At 71.1% G+C, this 22758-nt stretch carries 20 protein-coding genes, 1 pseudogene and 1 riboswitch; of the genes and pseudogenes, 16 read left to right on the top strand and 5 right to left on the bottom strand.

Going from position 1 to position 22758, the window contains the following annotated elements:
- Positions 1–114 precede the first annotated feature (114 nt).
- Complete coding sequence (locus SY2F82_RS22540; protein WP_200420958.1) at positions 115–1062, top strand: CBM35 domain-containing protein; 948 nt, start codon at positions 115–117, stop codon at positions 1060–1062.
- Positions 1063–1621: 559 nt separating this feature from the next.
- Here SY2F82_RS22540 and SY2F82_RS22535 read toward each other — a convergent pair.
- The 3 genes from SY2F82_RS22535 to SY2F82_RS22525 all read right to left on the bottom strand — a co-directional run bounded on the left by SY2F82_RS22535 (position 1622) and on the right by SY2F82_RS22525 (position 4794).
- Positions 1622–2551, bottom strand: a complete 930-nt coding sequence (locus SY2F82_RS22535; RefSeq protein ID WP_200420957.1) for a 1-phosphofructokinase family hexose kinase — start codon at positions 2549–2551, stop codon at positions 1622–1624.
- 156 nt (positions 2552–2707) lie between these two features.
- The gene (gene nagA / locus SY2F82_RS22530; RefSeq protein WP_200420956.1) at positions 2708–3850 is read right to left on the bottom strand and encodes an N-acetylglucosamine-6-phosphate deacetylase; all 1143 of its coding nucleotides are present in this window, start codon (positions 3848–3850) and stop codon (positions 2708–2710) included.
- On the bottom strand, positions 3850–4794 hold the full coding sequence (locus SY2F82_RS22525) for an ROK family protein (RefSeq protein WP_200420955.1): 945 nt from the start codon (positions 4792–4794) through the stop codon (positions 3850–3852). Before SY2F82_RS22525 ends, nagA begins: the two co-directional genes overlap by 1 nt.
- Positions 4795–4898: 104 nt before the next feature.
- Between SY2F82_RS22525 and SY2F82_RS22520 the strand changes: the two genes are divergently transcribed.
- The 3 genes from SY2F82_RS22520 to otsB all read left to right on the top strand — a co-directional run bounded on the left by SY2F82_RS22520 (position 4899) and on the right by otsB (position 7394).
- A complete protein-coding gene (locus SY2F82_RS22520) occupies positions 4899–6191 on the top strand; it encodes an extracellular solute-binding protein (protein WP_374707196.1) in 1293 nt (430 codons plus the stop codon).
- Between the two features lie 49 nt (positions 6192–6240).
- The gene (locus tag SY2F82_RS22515) at positions 6241–6468 is read left to right on the top strand and encodes a DUF3263 domain-containing protein (RefSeq protein ID WP_103839790.1); all 228 of its coding nucleotides are present in this window, start codon (positions 6241–6243) and stop codon (positions 6466–6468) included.
- A gap of 80 nt (positions 6469–6548) precedes the next feature.
- Positions 6549–7394 carry a trehalose-phosphatase gene (otsB, locus tag SY2F82_RS22510; protein WP_200420954.1) on the top strand — a complete coding sequence of 282 codons (846 nt, stop codon included), beginning with the start codon at positions 6549–6551 and terminating at the stop codon, positions 7392–7394.
- A 133-nt stretch (positions 7395–7527) separates the two neighbouring features.
- Here the strand turns inward: otsB and SY2F82_RS22505 are convergent, their stop codons facing one another.
- Positions 7528–8961, bottom strand: coding sequence for a trehalose-6-phosphate synthase (locus SY2F82_RS22505; protein ID WP_200420953.1), 1434 nt, complete (start codon positions 8959–8961; stop codon positions 7528–7530).
- A 96-nt stretch (positions 8962–9057) separates the two neighbouring features.
- Complete coding sequence (locus tag SY2F82_RS22500) at positions 9058–10029, bottom strand: glucosyl-3-phosphoglycerate synthase (RefSeq protein ID WP_200421097.1); 972 nt, start codon at positions 10027–10029, stop codon at positions 9058–9060.
- Between the two features lie 194 nt (positions 10030–10223).
- Positions 10224–10367, top strand: a riboswitch (SAM riboswitch).
- An 18-nt stretch (positions 10368–10385) separates the two neighbouring features.
- On the opposite strand from SY2F82_RS22500, the gene thrC reads away from it, so the two are divergent.
- From thrC to SY2F82_RS22445, 12 genes and pseudogenes are all read left to right on the top strand, one after another.
- A complete protein-coding gene (gene thrC, locus SY2F82_RS22495) occupies positions 10386–11666 on the top strand; it encodes a threonine synthase (protein WP_200420952.1) in 1281 nt (426 codons plus the stop codon).
- Between the two features lie 52 nt (positions 11667–11718).
- Positions 11719–11994 carry a MoaD/ThiS family protein gene (locus SY2F82_RS22490; protein WP_200420951.1) on the top strand — a complete coding sequence of 92 codons (276 nt, stop codon included), beginning with the start codon at positions 11719–11721 and terminating at the stop codon, positions 11992–11994.
- A 449-nt stretch (positions 11995–12443) separates the two neighbouring features.
- Positions 12444–12647, top strand: a complete 204-nt coding sequence (locus SY2F82_RS22485; RefSeq protein WP_004986573.1) for a cold-shock protein — start codon at positions 12444–12446, stop codon at positions 12645–12647.
- Positions 12648–13052: 405 nt separating this feature from the next.
- Positions 13053–14678 (top strand): chaperonin GroEL, encoded by a 1626-nt coding sequence (groL, locus tag SY2F82_RS22480; RefSeq protein ID WP_200420950.1) that lies wholly within the window; start codon positions 13053–13055, stop codon positions 14676–14678.
- 209 nt (positions 14679–14887) lie between these two features.
- Positions 14888–16012: an NADH:flavin oxidoreductase gene (locus tag SY2F82_RS22475; protein ID WP_200420949.1), complete on the top strand. Its 1125-nt coding sequence runs from the start codon at positions 14888–14890 to the stop codon at positions 16010–16012.
- A 75-nt stretch (positions 16013–16087) separates the two neighbouring features.
- A pseudogene (locus tag SY2F82_RS39060) lies at positions 16088–16261 on the top strand (helix-turn-helix domain-containing protein); the annotation flags it as partial.
- 70 nt (positions 16262–16331) lie between these two features.
- Positions 16332–16529: a hypothetical protein gene (locus tag SY2F82_RS22470; RefSeq protein WP_374707197.1), complete on the top strand. Its 198-nt coding sequence runs from the start codon at positions 16332–16334 to the stop codon at positions 16527–16529.
- Positions 16530–16664: 135 nt separating this feature from the next.
- Positions 16665–18218 (top strand): carboxylesterase/lipase family protein, encoded by a 1554-nt coding sequence (locus tag SY2F82_RS22465; protein WP_200420948.1) that lies wholly within the window; start codon positions 16665–16667, stop codon positions 18216–18218.
- Positions 18219–18293: 75 nt separating this feature from the next.
- A complete protein-coding gene (locus SY2F82_RS22460) occupies positions 18294–19088 on the top strand; it encodes an alpha/beta fold hydrolase (protein ID WP_200420947.1) in 795 nt (264 codons plus the stop codon).
- 100 nt (positions 19089–19188) lie between these two features.
- A complete protein-coding gene (locus SY2F82_RS22455; protein ID WP_236041729.1) occupies positions 19189–20316 on the top strand; it encodes an aromatic acid exporter family protein in 1128 nt (375 codons plus the stop codon).
- 83 nt (positions 20317–20399) lie between these two features.
- Positions 20400–21044 (top strand): DedA family protein, encoded by a 645-nt coding sequence (locus tag SY2F82_RS22450; RefSeq protein WP_200420945.1) that lies wholly within the window; start codon positions 20400–20402, stop codon positions 21042–21044.
- Between the two features lie 416 nt (positions 21045–21460).
- Positions 21461–22720, top strand: coding sequence for a glycoside hydrolase family 16 protein (locus tag SY2F82_RS22445; RefSeq protein ID WP_200420944.1), 1260 nt, complete (start codon positions 21461–21463; stop codon positions 22718–22720).
- The last annotated feature ends 38 nt before the right edge of the window (positions 22721–22758 follow it).

Here is a 22758-nt window from a genome sequence, read left to right as displayed (position 1 = left end):
GCAGGTCAACCCTTGGGTGATGGGAACAACAGCCGTGTGCGGTCCGGGGACCGGGTAGGCTCGCCATTCAGCCACGTACGCATCTGGACCCGCACCTGTTGAGGAGACCTAGGGATGACGCCCGGCAACAACGGCGCGAGCACGCCCGAGGACGACGACCCGTTCGGCTACCTCTACGCCGACGGTCAGGCCAACGGCGCCCAGCCGCCCTCCGGCGGCTACGGCTACCCGGGCTCCGTCAACAGAGTGCGCACGGTCGGTCAACGTCAGTACGGCCAGCCGCAGGCCCAGACAGCCCCCTACGGCCAGGTCCCGCAGCAGCAGTCGTACGGCCAGCCGAACGCGCACTACGCGGCTCCGGAAACGGTGCCGGGCGGCGCCGCGACGAGCCGTCAGACCCAGACGGCCCCGCCGCCCGGCGGCGGGCGCGGCCGGGGCCCCAACACCAAGGGCCTGCTGATCGGCGCCATCGCGGTGGTCGCGGCGGTCGTCATCGGCATCGGCGTCGCCATGATCACCGGCGACTCGGACGACGGGAAGGACAAGGCCGCCGGCGCTTCCAGCGCTCCGTCGGCCTCGCAGAGCGCCGCCCCGAGCTCGTCCGCGTCTGCCTCCACGTCTGCTGCGCAGCTGCCGAAAATCGATGCCAAGGCGCTACACCTGGAGGGCGGCGCCACCACCGCGTCCGACGTCCAGGGTGCCCAGGCCGACGGCGGGGTCTACATCGCCAATTTCAACAACGTCGGCGCCGCCGTGACCTGGACCGTGGACGTCCCCGCGACCGGCAAGTACACCCTGTTCGTCGGTTACGGCGTCCCCGGCAAGGACGGCACCGCCACCCTCACGGTCAATGGCACGGTGTCGCCCACAGCTGTCAACCTGAAGAACTACGCGCACGCCCCCGAGGGCGACTACGCAAAGGGATGGACGCACACCTACAACTGGATCCAGCTCAACAAGGGCACGAATACCGTCAAGATTTCGTGCGAGCAGGGTAACCAATGTGACGCAAACCTTGACCAGCTTTGGCTGGTCAAGGGCTGGGTCAAGTCCGGCAGTTAAGCCCTGTTATCGGAGTATGGCAACCCCGATGGCCGTCAAGGGGGTCGGTCTGCGCCGGCCATCGGATCAGGCCGCTGGGCGGTCGGGGACGCGCGGGAGTGCCAGGCGGTCAGATGCGTCCGGCTTCCACGCAAAGGATGGCTACCCAACCCGTCCTGCCGTTCCGCCTCACCTTGACCCAGTCGTTACCGGACGGTCCCCCAGACCAGCACGTGTACGAGCCGCCATTGTTCTCCCTCGTGCACGGGGTCGTGGTGCAAGGAACTCCGGCGTCAGGATCGGTGATCGTCTGGACAATGGTGGATGAGGTGCCGGCGCTGCTGCGGATGTTGAAGTAGTGGCCATCGTTCATCCAGACACCGGCCTGATCTGCCGATGCTGTGGAGCTCGTGGAGATGACAAGTCCCATGGAAGCTACAAGGAGAGCCGTGAGTTGCTTGATGACTGTCGACTTGCGCATGTGTTTCCCCTCAGCAACAAATGGATCTTGAGTCGCAAGGGAGCGGACGTTCGAAAAGGCGGCCGTGTCACGACCGTCGTCGGCCATAGAGGGCTCGATTCACGCCGCCGCGGTCTCCGCCGTCACCGCCACCTGGTCCAGCAGCTCCTCGTAGGTGCGCCGGTCGAACTCGCCTGCTGCCGGGGCGAGTACCGTCGCCGCCGACAGGGCCACCGCCCGGGCCAGGCGGGCCGGCCACGGCAGGTGTTCCACCAGACCGGACAGCAGGCCTGCGACCGCCGAGTCGCCCGCGCCCGTCGGGTTGCCGGTCAGGCGGCGCGGCGGGGCGGCCCGCCAGCGGCCTTCCGTGTTGACGGCGAGCAGGCCCTCCGCGCCCAGTGAGGCGACCACCGTGTGCGCCCCGCGCCGGCGAGCGTCCCGGGTGGCCTGCAACGGTTCGTGGGAGCCGGTCAGTTCGGCCAGTTCGTCGGCGTTGGGCTTGACGATGTCCGGGCGGGCGGCGACCCCGCGGCGCAGCGGCTCCCCACTGGTGTCGAGCAGCACCGGGACGCCCGCCGCCCGTGCGGTGCGCACCAGGTGGGCGTACGCCCCCACGGGCACGCCCGGCGGCAGGCTGCCGCACAGGGCCACCGCGGCGGCGGAGCGCACCAGGTCGTCGTAGGCCTCCAGGAAGGCCGACCACTCGGCGGGCGTTATCACCGGGCCGGGCTCGTTGAGCTGGGTGGTGTCGCCGGTGGAGCGGTCGACCACCGCGATGGTGCGCCGGGTGGCGCCCGCAACCGGTACCAGCGCGTCCACGAGGCCGTGCGTGCGGGTGAGTTGCTCCCGCAGGGAGCGGCCCGTCGCGCCGCCCGCGAAGCCCGTGGCGGTCACCTGGTGGCCGAGCGCGGCGAGTACCCGGGCGACGTTCAGCCCCTTGCCGCCGGGCCGTTCGGTCACCTCGGTCACCCGGTGCGAGGTGTGCGGCCTCAGTTCCCGTACGCGATGGGTGATGTCGAGAGCGGTGTTCAGCGTGACCGTCAGGATCACGTGGGGACCTCCCTCGAGAGTCGTGCAGGCGCGGTCCGTGGGCCCGGATCCGTCAGTGCGCCCGCCGTCGGCGGTTGCGGAGGCTCGATCATGCCAAAAGAGTCGGCGGTCGGCCCAGTCCCGGGGCCGACCGCCGTACGCCAACAAACGGACCAATCACCGCAGTTGGGGAGCGACCACCCACTGCCCGCGGCGCATCACGCCCTTGAGGCGGAAGTCGCCGTCCAGCAGCACCAGGTCGGCGTCCTTGCCGGGCTCCAGGGAGCCCACCCGGTCGTAGACGCCGAGGAGCTTCGCCGGGCCCGCCGAGACGGCGGTGACGACGTCCTCCACCGCCAGCCCGTCCACGGTGACCGCCCTGTGGAACGCGCGGTCCAGGGTGAGGGTCGAGCCCGCGATCGAGCCGCCCTCCACCAGCCGGGCCACACCCTGACGGACCTCGACCTCGAGCGGGCCGAGCATGTACCGCCCGTCCCCGATGCCGGCCGCGTCCATGGCGTCCGTGATGAACGCCACCCGCGCCGCGCCCGCCTGACGGAAGGCCAGTTGCAGCGCCGCCGGGTGCAGATGGACGCCGTCGTCGATCAGCTCCACCGTGACCCGCTCGTCCTCCAGCAGGGCGGCGACGGGGCCGGGGGCGCGGTGGCCGAGCTGCGGCATCGCGTTGAACAGGTGGGTGGCGACCGTGGCGCCCGCGTCGATGGCCTGGACCGTCTGCTCGTAGGTCGCGTCCGTGTGCCCGATCGCCGCGATCACCCCGTGCTCGACGAGCAGCCGTACGGAGTCCAGGCCGCCGGGCAGTTCGGTGGCGAGCGTCACCATCGCGGCCCGGCCGCGCGCGGCGTCGATCAGCTTGCGCACCTCCGCCGGATCGGGGTCGCGGAGCAGCGCCTCGGAGTGCGCGCCCTTGCGGCACGGCGAGATGAACGGACCCTCGAAGTGGATGCCGGCGAGGTCCCCCTGCTCGGCCAGCTCCGACAGCAGTCCCGCCTGCTGGACGAGGACGTCCATGTCGTCGGTGACGGTGGAGGCGACGAGCGTGGTGGTGCCGTGCTCCCGGTGGGTGCGCAGGGCTGTCAGGACGTCGTCCACCGTGCCGGAGAAGGACGCGCCGCCGCCGCCGTGGTTGTGGATGTCCACGAAGCCGGGGACCAGCCAGTGGCCGCTCACGTCGATGATCTCGGCGCTCTCGGGGGCGGACCCGGCGATGCGCGTGCCCTCCACGACCAGGCGGCCGTCGTCCACGACCCCGCTGGGCAGTACCACCCGGGCACCGGCGAGAACCTTCGTAGTGGCCATCAGATGGTTACCTCCGCAGGGTCAGTGGTTTCGAGGAGATCCCAGGCCATGAGCCCGGCACCGAGGCATCCGGCCGCATCCCCCAGCGTGGCGGGGACGATCGACGGCAGCTTCTGGAAGGTCACGCGACGGCGCACGGCCTCGCGCAGTGGTGTGAACAACGTTTCCCCGGCCTCGGCGAGCCCGCCACCGATGATCAGGGTGCGCGGGTCCAGCAGGGTGAGCGCGGTCACCAGGCCGTCGGCGAGGGCGTCCACGGCCTCCTGCCATACCTTCCGCGCCCGCGGGTCCCCCGACGCAACGGCTTTCGCGCAGTCGGCGGCGTCCGCATCCGGGGCACCGGCCGCCTCGGCCCAGGCCTCGCCCACGGCGGCCGCGGACGCGTACCGCTCCAGACAGCCGCGCTGACCGCACGGACACGGGGTCCCCTGCGGCCGTACGACGATGTGGCCGATCTCGCCCGCGAAGCCGTGCGCCCCCGCCTCCACCCGGCCGCCGATGCCGATGGCGCCCGCGATCCCGGTGCCGAGCGGCACGAACAGGAACCGGTCCGCCCCCCGGCCCGCGCCGAGGCGCCCTTCGGCGAGCCCGCCGGTGCGCACGTCGTGCCCGAGCGTCACGGGCACCCCGTCGAGCCGGCGGCTGAGCAGATCCCGCAGGGGCACATCGCGCCACCCCAGGTTGGCCGAGTACGCGGCGACACCGCGCTCGGCGTCCACGATCCCGGGGACGGCGACGCCCGCGGCGGCCGCGGGTCCCCCCAGGTGGCGCTCGCCGTGCGCGCGCAGCTCGGCGGCGAAGGCGAGCACCGACTCCACCACGGCGTCCGGCCCGCGCTCACGTCCGGTGGCCCGGCGCGCCCGGTGCAGCAGCTCACCCCCGGCCCCGACCAGGGCGGCCTTCATCCCGGTGCCGCCCACATCCAGGGCGATGACATGTCTCACGGGAACAGTGTCGCCCGTGGACCCGTGAGAGGTCTAGTCCACTCAGGTGGCGTAGACCTTATCCTTTGGATATTCCGAATGATGAGACGGCAGGGTTAGAGCAAGTGCAGCGACGCGGAACGCGCAGGACGACATGGGGCAGGGGTCTGATCGCGGCGGTGTCCGCCCTCGGCATGACCGGAGCCCTGGCGAGCTGCGCGGGTGCGGTGGGTTCGGGGGGCGTCACCCTGCGGCTGGTGGCCGCGGACTACGGGGACTCGTCGGCGAACAGCTCCAAGAAGTACTGGGACCAGCTGGTCGAGGACTTCGAGGCGGAGCACTCCGGAATCAAGGTCGAGGTCAGCGTCTACTCCTGGAACGACGTGGACCGCAAGGTCAAGGAGATGGTCGCCAGGGGCGACGCCCCGGACATGGCGCAGATCGGGGCCTACGCGGACTACGCGGCGGCGGGCAAGCTGTACCCGGCCGACGACGTCCTCTCGATCCCCGTGCAGGCGGACTTCGCCTCGGAGCTGAGTGACGCAGGCAAGGTGAACCGGACCCAGTACGGCATGCCGTTCGCCGCCTCCACGCGGATCCTCTTCTACAACAAGACGCTGTTCTCCGAGGCCGGCGTCACCACCCCGCCGCAGAGCTGGAGCGACCTGGCGACGGACGCGCAGCTGCTCAAGGCCAGGGGGGTGAAGTACCCGTACGCGCTGCCGCTGGGCCCCGAGGAGGCGCAGGCGGAGACGATGCAGTGGCTGCTCAGCGGGGGCGCCGGCTACCTGAACGGCTTCGGCGGCTACGACCTCGACTCCGCGCAGAACGTGGCCACCTTCACCTGGCTGAAGGACAACCTGGTGGGCAAGGGGCTGACGGGTCCGGTGGCACCGGGGAAGCTGAACCGCGCCGACGCCTTCGCCGCGTTCACGCGCGGCGAGGTGGGCATGCTGAACGGCCACCCGTCCCTGATGAAGACGGCGCGCGAGAAGGGTGTGAAGTTCGGCATGGTGCCGATGCCCGGGATCAACGGCCGGGCGAAGTCGACCATGGGCGTGGCGGACTGGATGACGGCGTTCCAGCAGGGCGGCCACAAGGACCAGATCCGTGAGTTCCTCGACTACGTGTACAGCGAGAAGAACGTGCTGTCCTTCTCCCGGGAGTACGACCTGCTGCCGGTGACGAACTCCGCGCAGGACGCCATGGCGCGCTCGTCCCAGGACCAGGACCTGGAGCCGTTCCTCCAGGAGCTGCCGAGCGCCGAGTTGTACCCCGTCGGCAAGACCTCGTGGGCGTCGGTCAGCGCGGACATCAAGAACCGGATAGGCAAGGCGGTCGGCCCGGACGGCAGCCCGGCGGCGATCCTTGGCCAGCTGCAACGGGCGGCCGTCACAGCGGACAGCGCGGCCCGCTGACGGCAGGCACGCGGGGGAGCGTGTCGGACCCACCGGTTACCGTTCCCCCATGGACGACCTGAACCCCAGAGAGAAGGCCATCCTGGCCCTGGAGGGCCGCGGTTTCTCCGGGCCTGGGGCCAAGGAGCGGGCCATACGGGAGCAGCTCCATCTCGCCCCCGTCCGCTACTACCAGCTGCTCAACGCCCTCCTCGACGACCCCAGGGCCCTGGCCCACGCCCCGGTCACCGTCAACCGCCTCCGCCGCATCCGCGAGGCACGCCGCGCGGAACGCTGAGCGCGTGGCCGCACGACGCGCCGGGCGCGCCCCCGTGACCCCGTGGGTGCGCCCGGCCGCACGCCGATAGGGTCGGACCCATGGGCAGCCACACGGACTCCTTGCCGACGCCCGCCACCCCGGCCGGGCGTGACGGTCTCGACGCCATCCTCGCCCGGCCCGAGCGGGCCGTCCTCGCCTTCGACTTCGACGGGACGCTCGCCCCGATCGTCCCCGACCCCGACCAGGCCCGCGCCCATCCCGACGCGGTCCCCGCCCTCGCGGCCATCGCCCCGAAGGTCGCCTCCGTCGCCGTCGTCACCGGCCGCCCCGCCGGCGTCGCCGTCCGCCACGGCGGCTTCGCGGGCGTCCCCGGGCTCGACCACCTCGTCGTCCTCGGCCACTACGGCGCCGAACGCTGGGACGCCCGCACCGGCACCGTCACCGCCCCGGCCCCCCACCCCGGAGTCGCCGCCGTCCGCGCCGAACTCCCCGGCTACCTCGACGAGATCGGCGCCTGGCGCGGCACCTGGATCGAGGAGAAGGGCCGCGCCGTCGCCGTCCACACCCGCCGCGCCGAGGACCCGCAGGCCGCCTTCGAAGCCCTGCGCGGCCCCCTCGCCGACCTCGCCGCCCGCCACGGCCTGATCGTCGAACCCGGCCGTATGGTCCTGGAACTGCGCCCGCCGGGCATGGACAAGGGAGTGGCCCTGTCGGAGTACGTCCGTGAGACCGGTGCCGAATCGGTCATGTACGCCGGTGACGACCTCGGCGATCTCCCCGCCTTCGCCGCCGTGGCCAAACTCCGCTCCGACGGCGTCCCCGGCCTCCTGGTCTGCAGCGGCAGCGACGAGGTCACGGAACTCGCGAAGAGGGCGGACCTGGTGGTCGACGGCCCGCAGGGGGTCGTACAGCTACTGGGGTCATTGGCGGAGAGGCTGAGGTGAACGCGCCCCGACAGGGGCGCGGTGCTGTGTCGACATGCGGCTCCGCCGCGATGGGGGTCCCCCCCCGTTCGAAGGAAGCCGAGAACTTGGAGGAGCGAGCAGCCAAAGACGGCCCGCACGCGAAAAACCGCCCTCACACCTCCAGCGCAGCCAGCTGATCCAAGAACCACCGTGCCGGCGGAAGCGCCGTAGCCTGCGCAGCAAGCCGCTTCGAGCGCTCCGCCCGCTCACCCACCGGCATCGACAACGCCTCGTGCAAAGCCTCCGCCGTGCCCCGGATGTCGTACGGATTGACCGTCACCGCGTCGTCGCCCAGCTCCTCGTACGCCCCGGCCTCCCGCGACAGCACCAGCGCACACCCCTGGTCCGACAGCACCGGAACCTCCTTGGCGACGAGGTTCATGCCGTCCCGGATGGGGTTCACCAGGGCCACGTCGGCGAGCCGGTACGCGGCGAGAGAGCGCGCGAAGTCGTCCTTGACGTGCATCTCGACCGGGGTCCAGCCCGGCGTCCCGTACCTCTCGTTGATCTCCGCGGCCACCCGCTGGACCTCCGCCGTGTACTCCCGGTAGACGGTCAGGTCCTGGCGGGACGGGTACGCGAACGCCACGTGGACCACCCGTTCGCGCCACTCCGGACGGGACTCCAGCAGCTCCTCGTACGCCAGCAGACCCCGCACGATGTTCTTCGACAACTCCGTCCGGTCCACCCGCACGATCACCTTGCGGGGGCGGCCGTCGGGCCCGGTGCCGATCTGCTCCCGCAGGATCGCCATCCGTTCGTCCACATCCGGCCGGTGCGCCCGCTCGCGCAGGAAGTCCGCGTCCGCGCCCAGGCCGTGCACCCCGATCCGGGTGTTCCCCAGCCCGCCGACGAGCGCCTCGCAGCAGCCGGCGAAGGCGTCCGCCCACCGCTGGGTGAGGAAGCCGAGCCGGTCGGCGCCCAGCATGCCGCGCAGCACCTGCTCCGCGATGTCGTCGGGCAGCATCCGGAAGTAGTCCACCGGTGCCCACGGCGTGTGCGAGAAGTGACCGATCCGCACATCCGGCCGCAACTGCCGCAGCATCCCCGGGACCAGCGCCAGGTGGTAGTCCTGCACCACGACCGCCGCCCCCTCGGCCGCCTCCTCGGCCAGCGCCTCGGCGAACGCGCGGTTGTAGGCCTCGTACGACGACCACGCGTGCCGGAACTCCCTGCCGAAGACCGGCTCCAGCGGAGTCTGGTACAGCATGTGGTGGACGAACCACAGCACCGAGTTCGCGATGCCGTTGTACGCCTCGGAGAACACCGTCGCGTCGATGTCGAGCATCCGGACCCGCCGCCCGCCGGTGTCGGCCGGATCGAGTGCGCCACCCGTGCGGCGTACTGCCTCGCGGTCACCGTCGTTCAGGGCCGCGCACACCCAGACCGCGTCCGCGTCGGGGCCGATCGCCGACAGGCCGGACACCAGGCCGCCCCCGCCGCGTTTGGCGGTGAGCCGCCCGGAGTCGTCCAGCGCGTACGAGACGGGGCCGCGGTTGGATGCGACGAGGATGCGGGCGCCGTGCGCATGCTGCGTGGAAGCCATGCCACGAAACCTAGCCCGAGCCGAAAACGCTCAAACGTACGGTTCGGCCGTATGCGGAACCGTGTCCGTCACGTCCGGCGCCCGGCAGAGCATGGTTCAGGCCACCTTTCGTTCCATGTACTCCGCGATCTCCGCCATCGGCGGCCTCTCCTCCACGTCCACCGCGTACGTGCGGGGCTCGAAGCCGCCCTCGACCCGTTCGAACTGCGTGAGGACCGGGCGGACCAGATGGCCGCGGGCCAGGCGGAGCTGGGCCGTGCGGTAGATCGCGGCGGCCATGCGGCCGAGCGCCTGGCCGTCCTGGTGGCGGTGCTTGCGCACACCGACGTCCACCTGGGCCAGCGCGTCCAGGCCCACCAGGTGCAGCGCGTCCACCAGCATGCCCAGCTCGACGCCGTACCCGACGGGGAAGGGGAGCCGTTCCAGCAGGGAGCGGCGGGCCGCGTACTCGCCGCCGAGCGGCTGGACGAATCCGGCGAGCTGCGGCCAGTGCATGTTCAGCAGCGGGCGCGCCATCAGTTCCGTGACGCGGCCGCCCTGTCCCGCGGTCCTGCCGGAGGCGGGCGAATCCGACTCAGTGCCGAGCGGCCGGTCGTACATCGCCTTCACCAGGTCCACGTCCGGGTCGGTGAGCAGTGGGCCCACGATCCCGGTCACGAAGTCCGACGAGAACTCCTTCAGGTCCGCGTCCACGAAGCAGACGATGTCCCCGCCGGTGACGAGCAGGGAGCGCCACAGCACCTCGCCCTTGCCGGGCACGGCCGGTATGCGCGGCAGGATCGTGTCGCGGTGCACCACCCTCGCGCCGGCCGCGGCGGCGACCTGGGACGTGCGGTCGGTGGAACCGGAGTCGACGACGACGATCTCGTCGACCAGCGGGACCTGCCGCACGAGGTCGTGGCGGATGACGGAGACGATCTCGCCGACCGTCTCCTCCTCGTTGAGCGCGGGCAGCACGACGCTGACCGAGGAGCCCGAGGCTCGTTTGGCGGCCATGATCTGGTGGAGCGGGCGATCGGTGACGGACCAGGAGCGGGTGCTCAGCCAGCGCTCGACTTCTTCCAGCACAGTCTGCGGCTCCTCACGTTCGTACGGGGCGGGGGGTGAGTCGGGGACGGTCTTGCTGTCTCTCTTGTGATCCATCTCGCGGTTCGGACGACTATCTCAACTCTCCCGGCCGTCGGTTACAGTCTTGAACAACGCCGGTGACCATCGCATGTCGGGGTCCACCCCCGGCCCGCACCGGCGAAACAACCGCATACAGCTCATCCAGAGGGGCAGAGGGACACGGCCCGGTGAAGCCCCGGCAACCCTCCAGTCGGCTCTCGTCTTCGCAGGCGAGGCTCCCGGCTAGGGAAGGTGCCAATTCCGTCTCACGGCGAGATGCGTCGTGGGGAAGATGAGGAGAAAGGGCCTCGCCTGACATGGCTGTGCAGACAGTTGCAAGCACCACCGACTCCGTGAACCTCGGCCCCGCCGCGGCCCTGTCCTGCCGCGAGTGCGGCCACCGGGTGCCGCTCGGCCCGGTCTTCGCCTGCGAGGAGTGTTTCGGCCCGCTGGAGGTCGCCTACGACTTCTCGGGCTACGACACCGAGGAGCTGCGGAAGCGCATCGAGGCGGGCCCCGCGAACATCTGGCGCTATGCGCCGCTGCTGCCGGTCCCGGCGGACGTCGCCGACAAGCCGAACCTCAACCCGGGCTGGACCAAGCTCGTCAAGGCCGACAACCTGGCGCGCGAGCTGGGAGTCACCGGCGGGTTGTATGTGAAGGACGACTCCGGTAACCCGACGCACTCCTTCAAGGACCGCGTGGTCGCCCAGGCGCTGGAGGCGGCACGCGTCTTCGGCTTCACCACCCTGTCCTGCTCCTCCACCGGCAACCTCGCGGGCGCGGTCGGCGCCGCGGCGGCCCGCGCCGGCTTCCGCTCCTGCGTGTTCATCCCGCACGACCTGGAGCAGGGCAAGGTCGTCATGGCCGCGATCTACGGCGGCGAGCTCGTCGGCATCGAGGGCAACTACGACGACGTGAACCGCTTCTGCTCCGAGCTGATCGGCGACCCGGCGGGCGAGGGCTGGGGCTTCGTCAACGTCAACCTGCGGCCGTACTACGCGGAGGGCTCCAAGACCCTGGCGTACGAGATCGCCGAGCAGCTCGGCTGGGAGCTGCCGGACCAGATCGTGGTGCCGATCGCCTCCGGTTCGCAGCTGACGAAGATCGACAAGGGTCTGCAGGAGCTGATCAAGCTCGGGCTCGTCGAGGACAAGCCGTACAAGATCTTCGGCGCGCAGGCCGAGGGCTGCTCGCCGGTGTCGACGGCGTACAAGGCGGGCCACGACGTCGTGCGGCCGCAGAAGCCGAACACGATCGCCAAGTCGCTGGCGATCGGCAACCCGGCCGACGGCCCGTACGTCCTGGACATCGCCCGCCGCACGGGTGGCGCCGTGGAGGACGTGACGGACGAGCAGATCGTCGACGCCATCAAGCTGCTGGCGCGCACCGAGGGCATCTTCGCCGAGACGGCGGGTGGCGTGACCGTCGGCGTCACGCGCAAGCTGATCGAGAACGGCGTCCTCGACCCGGCGAAGACGACGGTCGTCCTCAACACCGGGGACGGTCTGAAGACGCTGGACGCGGTGGCCGACACAGGGCTGACCGCGACGATCCGTCCTACCCTCGAGTCCTTCCGCGAGGCCGGTCTCGTCTGACCTCCGCCCGCCACAACCCACCAGCCGTACCCCGACCGGAGGTCATCCCCCGATGAGCGTCACCGTCCGCATCCCCACCATTCTGCGCACCTACACGGGCGGCCGGGCCGAGGTCGCCGCCGAGGGCGCGACCCTCGCCGAGGTCATCGCCGACCTGGAGAAGAACCACACCGGCATCGCCGCACGCGTCCTGGACGACCAGGGCAAGCTGCGCCGCTTCGTCAACGTGTACGTGAACGACGACGACGTCCGCTTCGAGCAGGGCCTCGAGACGGCCACCCCGGACGGTGCGGGCGTCTCCATCATCCCGGCGGTCGCGGGCGGCTGACGGTCCGTCGGACGCGCGATCATTACCCTCGGTAACGCAGATAACCGAGAGTTCATCGAATTGCCCTCTCCGTGAGAGAAACGGAGGGGGCAATTCTGCATGGTTGAGCGGGGTACAGTTGGGGAACGCGCTCCCGGACTCCCCTTCCGGGTCCGCGATCACCTGCCGCGCGCCCGACAAGAAGTAGCCAAAGTGTGCAGGGCTTTTGCGCCATTCATTCCCTTTGTCCGGCCCGACTTGCCCTGAATTCGGGTGAATTCTCCGTACATTCCCGACCGGTCGGACCCCGAATTCTCGTCCGATTGACCTGTTGCAGACGGCAGTTGGACAGATACATTCAGCCGCGGTCGACGCGTTCCGGCGCACGCCCCCAACCGTTGGGGGGTGAGGTCTGACCCGGATCCGCGAAGTGTGGATCTGTGCAAGGGCCAGTAATAGGGGAGTTAGGCATGGCTCAGGGCACCGTCAAGTGGTTCAACGCGGAGAAGGGGTACGGCTTCATCGCGGTCGACGGTGGTGCGGACGTCTTCGTCCACTACAGCGCGATCCAGATGGACGGCTACCGCACCCTTGAAGAGGGCCAGCGGGTCGAGTTCGAGATCTCGCAGGGTCAGAAGGGCCCGCAGGCGGACATGGTCCGCGTGACCGCCTGATACAACGCGCCGACGACTGAACTGTTCGACGTGTCGAGGGGCTCGTATCCCGTCCGGGGTACGAGCCCCTCGGTCGTGTCCGGGGTACGGCCCCTCGGTCGTGCCCGGGGTGCGGGCCCCTCGGTCGTGCCCGGGGTTAGGGCCCCTCGGTCGTGCCCGGCCACCGGCCCCTCCGGGGGGCGCACCGGAGCGTTCACCTCTGTATCCCTTGGACGCCGCTTGCACTCGGCAGGGGCGAGTGCTAATCATTGGCGTTAGCACTCTGAAGGTGAGAGTGACAACAGAAGGACCGGGTCGGTGAGGCCGCGGGCCGGGTGGGGCAAGGAACCTCCGGCCGGGGCCGTCCGTCGCGGGCGCGGGCGCGGTCCGAAGTAATCACCCCCAGTCCTGGAGGGACCACTTCACATGGCCAAGATCATCGCGTTCGACGAGGAGGCGCGGCGCGGCCTCGAGCGCGGCATGAACCAGCTCGCGGACGCCGTCAAGGTGACCCTCGGCCCCAAGGGCCGCAACGTCGTCCTCGAGAAGAAGTGGGGCGCCCCCACGATCACCAACGACGGTGTCTCCATCGCCAAGGAGATCGAGCTCGAGGACCCGTACGAGAAGATCGGCGCCGAGCTGGTCAAGGAAGTCGCCAAGAAGACGGACGACGTCGCCGGTGACGGTACGACCACCGCGACCGTGCTCGCCCAGGCGCTGGTCCGCGAGGGCCTGCGCAACGTGGCCGCCGGTGCCAACCCGATGGGCCTGAAGCGCGGCATCGAGAAGGCCGTCGAGGCCGTCTCCGCCGCCCTGCTCGAGCAGGCCAAGGACGTCGAGACCAAGGAGCAGATCGCCTCCACGGCCTCCATCTCCGCCGCCGACACCCAGATCGGCGAGCTGATCGCCGAGGCCATGGACAAGGTCGGCAAGGAAGGCGTCATCACCGTCGAGGAGTCGCAGACCTTCGGTCTGGAGCTGGAGCTCACCGAGGGCATGCGCTTCGACAAGGGCTACATCTCGGCGTACTTCGCCACCGACATGGAGCGTATGGAGGCCGTCCTCGACGACCCGTACATCCTGATCGCCAACTCCAAGATCTCCTCGGTCAAGGACCTGCTCCCGCTGCTGGAGAAGGTCATGCAGTCGGGCAAGCCGCTGCTGATCATCGCCGAGGACGTCGAGGGCGAGGCCCTGTCGACCCTGGTCGTCAACAAGATCCGCGGCACCTTCAAGTCCGTCGCCGTCAAGGCCCCGGGCTTCGGCGACCGCCGCAAGGCCATGCTCGGCGACATCGCCATCCTCACGGGCGGCGAGGTCATCTCCGAGGAGGTCGGCCTCAAGCTGGAGAACGCGACCCTGGACCTCCTGGGCCGCGCCCGCAAGGTCGTCATCACCAAGGACGAGACCACCATCGTCGACGGTGCCGGCTCGGCCGACCAGGTCTCGGGCCGCGTCAACCAGATCCGCGCCGAGATCGAGAACAGCGACTCCGACTACGACCGCGAGAAGCTGCAGGAGCGCCTGGCGAAGCTCGCCGGCGGCGTGGCCGTCATCAAGGCCGGTGCCGCCACCGAGGTGGAGCTCAAGGAGCGCAAGCACCGCATCGAGGACGCCGTCCGCAACGCGAAGGCGGCCGTCGAGGAGGGCATCGTCGCCGGTGGTGGCGTGGCCCTGGTCCAGGCGGCGCAGAACTCCTTCGAGAAGCTGGACCTCGACGGTGACGAGGCCGTCGGCGCCGAGATCGTCCGCAAGGCCCTGACCGCCCCGCTGACCCAGATCGCCGTCAACGCCGGCCTCGAGGGCGGCGTCGTGGTGGAGAAGGTCCGCAACCTCACCCCGGGCCACGGCCTGAACGCCGCGACCGGTGAGTACGTGGACATGATCGCCGAGGGCATCATCGACCCGGCGAAGGTGACCCGTTCCGCGCTGCAGAACGCCGCCTCCATCGCCGCGCTGTTCCTCACCACCGAGGCCGTCATCGCCGACAAGCCGGAGAAGGCCGCCGCGCCCGCCGGTGGCGGCATGCCGGGCGGTGACATGGACTTCTGATCCTTCCGAGGATCGGTACCAGTCCTTCCGTACGAGGGCGGCACTCCCTGTCTCTGGCAGGGGGTGCCGCCCTCGGCGTGTCCGGGATCACGCGGGCGTCCCGCCCGGCGGGGAATGTGGGGCAGCGCATAGGCGGTTGCTTCAGAAGCTGCAACAATGCGCGCGCACATACCAGTCGGTTAACACAGTGATCCCGAGGAGCCCCTCCCGTGACCGTCACCACTCCCGCCTCCCGCGCGGCCCAGATCCTGTCCCGTCCGATCGCGCTGGGTGGCCTCACCGTCCCGAACCGGATCGTGATGGCGCCGATGACCCGCATGTTCTCCCCGGGCGGCATCCCCGGCGAGGACGTGCGCTCCTACTACGCGCGCCGCGCCGCCGCCGGCGTCGGGCTGATCGTCACCGAGGGCACCTACGTCGGCCACGAGTCGGCCGGCAACAGCTCGCGCGTGCCCCGGTTCCACGGCGAGGAGCAGCTTGCGGGATGGGCGAAGGTCGCCGAGGACGTGCACGCGGCGGGCGGCACCATCGTGCCCCAGCTGTGGCACATCGGCATGGTCCGCGAGCAGGGGCAGAACCCCTTCCCGGACGCCCCCGCCGTCGGACCGTCCGGCCTCGTCACCGCGGGCGCCGAGCCGACCGGCAAGGCGATGACCCAGCAGGACCTGGACGACGTCATCGACGCGTTCGCCCAGGCCGCCGCGGACGCCGAGCGCATCGGCTTCGACGGCGTGGAGATCCACGGCGCCCACGGCTACCTCGTCGACCAGTTCCTCTGGGCGGGCACCAACCGCCGCACGGACGCGTACGGCGGCGACCCCGTGTCCCGCACCAAGTTCGCGGCCGAGATCGTCGCGGCGGTCCGCGAGCGGGTGTCCCCCGACTTCCCCGTGATCTTCCGCTACTCGCAGTGGAAGCAGCAGGACTACACCGCCCGGCTCGCGGAGACCCCCGAGGAGCTGGAGGCGATCCTCACCCCGCTCGCGGCGGCGGGCGTGGACGCCTTCCACGCCTCCACGCGGCGCTACTGGCTGCCCGAGTTCGACGGTTCCGACCTCAACCTCGCGGGCTGGACGAAGAAGCTCACCGGCAGGCCGACGATCACGGTGGGTTCGGTGGGCCTGGACGGCGACTTCCTCCGCGTGTTCCAGGGCGAGGGCGCCCCGGTCAGGACCCTCGACAACCTCCTGGACCGGCTGGAGTCGGAGGAGTTCGACCTGGTGGCGGTGGGCCGGGCGCTGCTCCAGGACCCGGAGTGGGCGAAGAAGGTCCTTCAGGGCCGCTTCGACGAACTGGGCGCCTACGACGCGGCGGCGCTGAAGACCCTGTACTGACGGAACGTGAAGTACGGCCCTTCGCCCTTCGCTTCTGTTCTAGTGGTCGTCGCAACACCCCAGCTCAGGGGTGCGATGGACTTCAAGATCAGGGACCGGGCAGTCAGCCAGGGACACAAGCCTCTCTCTGCTGAGCGAGCTGCATACTTCCGGCTCGTGGAGCAGGGGTTCAACAACAAAGAGGCATGTCGGATCGTCGGGATCAACCCGAAGACCGGCAGACGTTGGCGCAACGGACTCAATGCGTCGGGGCGTACAGGGGCGGCGCCACCGGTCAGGCCGGTGGCGCCGGCAGGTCGCCGGCGTGATCCTCGCCAACATGACCAAGACCCTCGGGCCCGTCACCCTGCCCTCCCAGGAGGGCTTCCGCACCGTCCTGGCCATCGGGGCCGGTGCCGCGCTCCTCGCCTTCGCCGTCGCCTCCTTCATCCCGCGCCGGCGTCCGGCCGCCGGGCAGACACCGCCCGCAGCCGACGGTCCGGCCGGGCACGCGGAGGTCTCCGAAACCAAGGCGTAGAGTCCGACTGATCGTCAGGTCGGGCGGTCGCGGCCCCGCTCCAGCGGGCTGTCGGCCGCCCGGCCGTCCGTGCACCACGTGTTCCACCGGCACCCGGACGAGGGGCCGTAGAGGCGACAAGTTGGAGGTCACACGATGACGACAGCCGAATCCCGCACGCCGAGCGCCGACGACGAGACCGGGCCCGTGGTGCGCACCGCGGCCGGCGCGGTGCGCGGGCGCCGGGAGGACGGTCTCGCGGTGTTCCGCGGCATACCGTTCGCCGAGCCGCCGGTGGGGGAGCGGCGCTTCCAGGCGCCCCGCCCGGTGCGCGCGTGGGACGGCACGCGGGAGGCGTACGCCTTCGGCCCGCCGCCCCCGCAGGAGACGGCCTTCCTGGGCCGTACCGGCGTCCTGGACGCGTCCGTCGGCGACGACTGGCTGACCGCCAACGTCTGGACACCCGACCCGGATCCGGCCGCCCGCCGCCCCGTGATGGTGTGGATCTACGGCGGCGCCTACAAACTCGGCCACGCGGGCAGCCCCGGCTACGACGCCCGGCACATCGCCCGCGACGGCGACCTCGTCGTCGTCACCTTCAACTACCGCGTCGGCATCGAGGGCTTCGCCCGCATCGAGGGCGCCCCCGCCAACCGCGGTCTGCTGGACCAGGTCGCGGCCCTGGAGTGGGTGCGGGACAACATCGAGGCATTCGGCGGCGACCCGGAGCAGGTCACCGTCTTCGGCGAGTCGGCGGGCGCCGGCTCCGTCGCCGCGCTGCTGGCCATGCCCCGCGCGGCCGGCCTGTTCCGGCGGGCGATCGCCCAGAGCGTGCCGGGCACGTACTTCTCCGACGAACTGGCCCGTGACCTTGCGACCGCCATCGCCGCGGAGGCGGGCCTGCGCCCCACGGCCGCCGACCTGTCCGCCGTGGACCCGCGCCGACTGACCGACGCGGGCCAGGCGCTGAGCGCGAAGATGCTCCAGCACCAGGACCGCTGGGGACAGGTCGCGCCGACGGTGACCCCCTTCTCGCCGGTCGTCGACGGCGAGGTGCTGCCCACCACACCCTGGCGGGCGCTGGCGGACGGCGCGGGCCGGGACGTCGAGCTGGTCACCGGGCACAACCGGGAGGAGTACCAGCTCTTCCTGGTCCTCGGCGGCATGCTCGGCCGGATCACCGACGAGCAGGTGACGGGAGCCCTGCGCCTGTTCGCTCCGGGCCCCGACGGCGAGGCCGCCTACCGCGCCGCGTTCCCCGACGCCACGCCCGACGAGCTGTACGAACGGATCCAGTCCGACTGGCTCTTCCGCATGCCCACCCTGCACCTGGCCGAGGCGCAGGCGGCCGGGGGCGGCCGTGCGTACGCGTACGAACTGACCTGGTCGGCGCCGGGCGGCGGAGGCGTCCTGCGCGCCTGCCACGGTCTCGACATCCCGCTCGTGTTCGGCACGTTCACGGCGGACCTCGGCTCCCTGCTGTTCGCGGACGGGGAACCCGGCCCGGAGGCCGAGGCGCTGGCCTCCCGCTTCCGCACCTCCTGGACCACGTTCGCGAGGACGGGCGACCCGGGCTGGCCGGCGTACGACGCCGAGCGCCGGCTGGTGCAGGTGCTGGACGTGGAGCCGACGGTCACCGCGTATCCGGAGGAGGCGTCGCGGCGCATCTGGGAGGGGTACGAGTTCCCCGCACTGCCGCTGCTGGCATGAACTTCGCGGGCGTACAGGCCAGTTGACGGGGCGCGCTCGGAATACGGTCGGCAGGGTGCCGCGTTGGCGCTGATCATGACGCTGCGTTTGACACTTCCGAACGGCACCGACCTCGCCTACGAGTCCACGGGTGAGGGCCCGCTCGCCGTGTGCGCCCACGGCCTGCTGCTGAGCCGGCAGGCCGAGGCGGACCTGGGCCTGTTCGGCTGGGCGGCGGTCGAGGCCCTGCCCGGCCGCCGTTTCGTGCGCTACGACGCCCGGGGGCACGGTGAGTCGGGCGACCGTCCGCACGCCGACGACTACACCTACCCGCGGTTCGCCGACGACCTGCTGGCGCTGATGGACCACCTGGACGGCGGGCGGCCCGTGGTGGGCATGGGCGATTCGCTGGGCTGCGCCACCGTGCTGACCGCAGCGGTGCGCGCACCCGAACGGTTCGACCGCCTGGTGCTCATGATCCCGCCGACCGCGTGGGAGACCCGGCCCGCCCAGGCGGAGCTGTACCGGGGTCTCGCCGACGTCGTGGAGAAGGAGGGCGTGGAGGGATTCGCGGCGGCTCTGGCGGGCGCGCCGGTTCCGGAGTCCCTCGTCGGCGCGCCCGGCTACCCTCCGCGGTCGCTCGGGGCACATCCCGGGACGCTGCCGGCGCTGCTGCGCGGGGCGGCGGCCTCCGATCTGCCCGCCCGGGAGGAGATCGCCCGTCTCGCCCAGCCCGCGCTGGTGCTCACGTGGAGCGGTGACCCGGGGCACCCGGTCTCCACGGCGGAGCAACTCGCCGAGCTGCTGCCCGACGCGCGGCTGCACGTCTCCCACGACCCCGCCGACATCGCGACCTGGGACGAGCGCATCGCGGAGTTCCTGCGGGGATAGATCCGCGGACATCCGGCACGGGCGCGAGCGGGCATCGGAAAACGGGCGCATTCATCGCGAGCCCCGTGGCACCTGGGTTGCCATGAGAGGGAAGCGAACGGTGATCCAGCCGGTGTGGCACTGGCTGCAGACGGCCGGCCAGGTGGTGCGGCGGGCCTGGGAGGAACCAGGCCGGGAGCGGGACATCGTCGTCCAGGCGCTGAAGGCGGCGCTGGCCGCCTGGGTGGCCTGGGCCGTGGCGGGCTGGTGGCTGAAGGCCCCGGTGGCCTTCGTGGCGCCCTGGGTGGCGGTCGTCCTGGTGGAGTCGACCGTGTACCGGTCGATCGCACGCGGGCTGCAGCAGCTCGCGGCGATCGCCACCGGCACGGTCGTGGCGACAGGGGTGGCACTGCTGCTGCACAACACGATGACCGCCATGGCGCTGGTACTGCCCACGGTGTTGCTACTGGGTCACTGGCAGCGCCTGGGCAGCCAGGGCATCTACGCGGCCACCGGCGCCCTGTTCGTCCTGACCAACGGGCAGGTCACCGTCGCCACCTCCGGTGCCCGGATCGCCGAGGCGGCCTTCGGCGCCCTGGTCGGCATCGCCGTCAACGCGCTGATCCGGCCCCCGGTCTACCTCCGCGACAGCCGCGCGGCCCTCCAGGACGCCGCAGGGGAGGCCCACGACATCCTCCAGGCGGTGGCCGACGGGATGGCCGAGGACCGGTGGGACGCCGACGAGGCCGCCGCCTGGCACGAGCGGGCGCTGCGGCTGGAACGCCTGGTGGACCAGGCCCGCTCCGCGATCGGCTGGAGCCGGGAGAGCATGCGCGTCAACCTGCGCCGCCGCTCACGCGCACTCTCCGCGCCGGGCAAGGACTACGACGACGCGGTCGTGGTCCTGGACTACGCCGCCGTGCACACCGCCGGTGTCACCCGGGCGATCCTGGAGGCCGCGTCCGAGGACCGCCCGGCGGCCCGGCCGGACCCCTCCGCCGCCCGCCGCTACGCGGACTTCCTCCACCGGACCGCGCAGGCGCTCCAGCTCTACTGCCAGAGCCGCTTCGGCACCGAGGACGACCACGAGCTGCGCCGAGCCGTGCGCAAGCTGCGCGACACGCATGACGAACTGCGCCGGCACCTGGCCGGCTCGGTACCGGACGACCCCGGCGAGGTCGCCACCTACGGCACCCTGCTGACCCAGGCCCGCCGCCTGGTCGACCAACTCGTCGCCACGGAACCCTGACCGTCCCGCTCGTGCAGCGCGGACGTGCAGGACCATGGAAACCGGTGCCGACAGCTCATGCCCAGCCGCACGGGAGACCGCCGATGACACAACCCCCGCTTCCCGGAGTCCTGGCCGACGTCGCGCCGATCCTGGACCACTGGGGCTATCTGGCGGTCGCCGGTCTGGTGTTCATCGAGGACTTCGGCGTGCCCGTGCCCGGCGAGACCATCCTGATCGTCGCCGCCGTCTACGCGGGCGCGGGCCGGCTGAACATCGTCCTGGTGGCGGTCATCGCCTTCTGCGCCGCCGTGCTCGGCGACAACGTCGGCTACGCCATCGGCCGCTTCGGCGGCCACCGGCTCGTCGAGCGCTACGGCCGCTACGTGCTGCTCACCCCGGCCCGCGTGAAGAAGGCGGAAGGCTTCTTCACCCGGCACGGCGGCAAGGTGGTCACCGTGGCCAGGTTCGTCGAGGGCCTGCGCCAGGCGAACGGGATCATCGCCGGGATGGCCGGAATGTCCTGGCGCCGCTTCCTGGTCTTCAACGCCCTGGGCGCGTCCCTGTGGGTCGGCGCCTGGGTCACGTTCGGCGGCCTGGCCGGGGCCCACCTGGACACGCTGTACCCGGCGATCCAGCGCTACGAGCTGTACGTGCTGGTCGCCATGGCGGTGGTGACCCTGGCCGTCATCGGCCGCCACCTGTACCACCGCCGCCACCGCGACGCGGAGCGGCAGCCGGAGCAGTGAGGAGGCGGCGGCGGACCGTGGCAGCCGTCGAGCGGGTGTCCTTTCGCGTCGTCGCGGCGGCATCTCACTGCGGATGCCGCCCGCGCGGACGCGGACCGTCGAGGCGGGCAGTCCGTCGCGCCCCCTGGCCCACCACTCCGACCCGCCTGCAGGGCCGCTCTGGTTAAGTGCGGCTTAAACGCTGCTTAAGTCGCCTTCAGTCTCCGCCCGTACCCCAAGTAATCGCAGGTCAGACGGTTTTGGGGGTGCACGGCACAGGTTGGCCGAGGCAACGGTCGTGCGTACCATCGGGGTCCACCCACGGTTCCACGCAGTCGAGAGAGCGCTCTCAAAAAGAGCGCTCCGCCTCCTCGCCTGCGCCCCGCCGTACGGACGGAACAACCCGCATCCCCCACAGACAAGGTGTCATCTCAGCCATGGCAGCTCATCGCGCTCGTCGGTGGACGCTGGGCGGACTGGTCCTGCTGGTCGCCTCCGCACTCGCCGCAGCCGTCCTCATCACGACCGGCCCCGTCACGAACCGGGCCAGCGCCGCGACCGCCGCGGTGACCTGGTCCGACGACTTCGACGGCAGCGCCGGAAGCGCGCCGGATCCCGCCAAGTGGACGCTCGAAACCGGTGGTTCCGGCAACGGCAACCACGAACTGCAGTACTACACGGCGGGCAACCGGAACGCCGCCCTCGACGGCGACGGCCACCTGGTGATCACTGCGCGCAAGAACACCGATCCCGGGTTGCAGTGCTGGAACGGGCCCTGCCAGTACACCTCGGCCAGGCTCAACACGGCCCGGAGCTTCACCCAGGCGTACGGCCACTTCGAGGCCCGCATCAAGATCCCCCGCGGCCGGGGGGTCTGGCCGGCCTTCTGGATGCTCGGCGACGGAGGCGCACGCTGGCCCGACAACGGGGAGATCGACGTCATGGAGAACGTCGGTCACGAGCCCGGCGTGGTCCACGGCACCATCCACGGCCCCGGCTACTCCGGTTCCGGCGGCATCGGCGCCGCGTACACCCTTCCGGGCGGCAAGGCGTTCGCCGACGACTTCCACGTCTTCGCGGTCGACTGGAGCCCGACGACGATCACCTGGACGGTGGACGGCCACGCCTACGAGACGCGCACGCCGTCCGACCTCGGTGGCAAGAAGTGGGTCTACGACCACCCGTTCTTCCTCATCCTGAACCTCGCCGTCGGCGGCGACTGGCCCGGCAGCCCCGACGCCACCACCTCCTTCCCGCAGACCATGGTCATCGACTACGTCCATGTCTCGACCTCCGGCACGGGCGGCCCGACCGGCACGACCGGCGCCATCAAGGGCATCGGCGGGATGTGCGTCGATGTCGCCGGCGCTTCGGCGGCGGACGAGACCCCGATACAACTGCACAACTGCACCGGGGCCGACGCCCAGAAGTGGACCCTGGGCAGCGACGGCACCGTCCGCGCCCTGGGCAAGTGCCTCGACGTGCGCGGTGGTTCCACCGAGAACGGCGCCCCCGTCCAGCTCTACACCTGCAACGGCAGCAAGGCCCAGCAGTGGACCTACACCGCCGCCCACGACCTGACCAACACCGGCGCGGACAAGTGCCTGGACGCCAAGGACAATTCGGCGGCCGACGGAACCCGGCTGCAGATCTGGACCTGCGGCGGCACCCCCAACCAGAAATGGACCGTGGGCTGACCGCGCACGGCAGACGGCCCACTCCACCCCATCCCCCC

The organism is Streptomyces sp. Y2F8-2 (genome assembly GCF_014905555.1).
Lineage (GTDB): Bacteria > Actinomycetota > Actinomycetes > Streptomycetales > Streptomycetaceae > Streptomyces > Streptomyces cynarae.
This window is presented reverse-complemented; position numbering and strand designations above follow the sequence as displayed.

What these genes read in the sequence shown, in the direction of transcription:
- SY2F82_RS22470 (WP_374707197.1), top strand. Translation starts at nt 16,332, where the DNA reads ATGACCAAGACCCTCGGGCCCGTCACCCTGCCCTCCCAGGAGGGCTTC.
- SY2F82_RS22540 (WP_200420958.1), top strand. Translation starts at nt 115, where the DNA reads ATGACGCCCGGCAACAACGGCGCGAGCACGCCCGAGGACGACGACCCG.
- thrC (WP_200420952.1), top strand. Translation starts at nt 10,386, where the DNA reads ATGGCTGTGCAGACAGTTGCAAGCACCACCGACTCCGTGAACCTCGGC.
- otsB (WP_200420954.1), top strand. Translation starts at nt 6,549, where the DNA reads ATGGGCAGCCACACGGACTCCTTGCCGACGCCCGCCACCCCGGCCGGG.
- SY2F82_RS22505 (WP_200420953.1), bottom strand. Translation starts at nt 8,961, where the DNA reads ATGGCTTCCACGCAGCATGCGCACGGCGCCCGCATCCTCGTCGCATCC.
- SY2F82_RS22465 (WP_200420948.1), top strand. Translation starts at nt 16,665, where the DNA reads ATGACGACAGCCGAATCCCGCACGCCGAGCGCCGACGACGAGACCGGG.
- groL (WP_200420950.1), top strand. Translation starts at nt 13,053, where the DNA reads ATGGCCAAGATCATCGCGTTCGACGAGGAGGCGCGGCGCGGCCTCGAG.
- nagA (WP_200420956.1), bottom strand. Translation starts at nt 3,850, where the DNA reads ATGGCCACTACGAAGGTTCTCGCCGGTGCCCGGGTGGTACTGCCCAGC.
- SY2F82_RS22490 (WP_200420951.1), top strand. Translation starts at nt 11,719, where the DNA reads ATGAGCGTCACCGTCCGCATCCCCACCATTCTGCGCACCTACACGGGC.
- SY2F82_RS22445 (WP_200420944.1), top strand. Translation starts at nt 21,461, where the DNA reads ATGGCAGCTCATCGCGCTCGTCGGTGGACGCTGGGCGGACTGGTCCTG.
- SY2F82_RS22460 (WP_200420947.1), top strand. Translation starts at nt 18,294, where the DNA reads ATGACGCTGCGTTTGACACTTCCGAACGGCACCGACCTCGCCTACGAG.
- SY2F82_RS22485 (WP_004986573.1), top strand. Translation starts at nt 12,444, where the DNA reads ATGGCTCAGGGCACCGTCAAGTGGTTCAACGCGGAGAAGGGGTACGGC.
- SY2F82_RS22450 (WP_200420945.1), top strand. Translation starts at nt 20,400, where the DNA reads ATGACACAACCCCCGCTTCCCGGAGTCCTGGCCGACGTCGCGCCGATC.
- SY2F82_RS22515 (WP_103839790.1), top strand. Translation starts at nt 6,241, where the DNA reads ATGGACGACCTGAACCCCAGAGAGAAGGCCATCCTGGCCCTGGAGGGC.